This window comes from Polaromonas sp. P1_G4 (assembly GCF_056405475.1).
Genome location: NZ_JBFUCA010001070.1, coordinates 1 through 515, shown reverse-complemented (window position 1 = coordinate 515; position 515 = coordinate 1). Strand labels below are relative to the sequence as shown.

Sequence of the window (515 nt, the reverse complement as noted above, 5' to 3'; positions counted from 1 at the left end):
CAATTACTTCTTCACGAAGCTGGCCTTCCATCTCAGGCGTTACTGGCCGGCCGGACTTGGCGACCTGTTGCGCCAGCGAGTCCAGGCGCGATTTTGGAACGGCCTTGCCATTGACGATGGCCACGTTCTGCGCCATGGCGCCTTGCGCGCCCAGTGCCAGCAGTGCCGCTACGGCGGTGCCGAGTAAAAGATGTTTCTTCATGATGTTTTTGTAGTCCTTTTGGTAATGCTTGAAAGCGTTTGGCAATGCGTTCTGACGTTGCTGCGGCTCTGTGCCGAAATCCCCGGGGCAAATCAGCGCAGATTCAGGGTGACTCGATGACTTCAATCGCCAGGGCATGGAGGCCCTGATCAATGAAATTTTGCATTGCATCATACACAAGCCGGTGGCGCGCCACCCGGCTCTTGCCGGTAAAGAGCGGGCTGGCAATGCGGATGCGAAAATGGGTACCGTAGCCTTCCGCGTTAGCGCCCGAATGCCCGGCATGGGAAGCGCTCTCGTCCAGCACTTCCAG

The 515-nt window shown here is 57.9% G+C and carries 1 protein-coding gene and 1 pseudogene; both read right to left on the bottom strand.

Annotated elements, in window-relative coordinates:
• A pseudogene (locus AC1D1X_RS25430) lies at positions 1 to 202 on the bottom strand (peptidylprolyl isomerase); the annotation flags it as partial.
• Positions 203 to 305: 103 nt separating this feature from the next.
• Positions 306 to 515, bottom strand: a 210-nt coding sequence (locus tag AC1D1X_RS25425; RefSeq protein ID WP_477699655.1) for a BolA family protein, incomplete at its 5' end; no start/stop codon positions are given.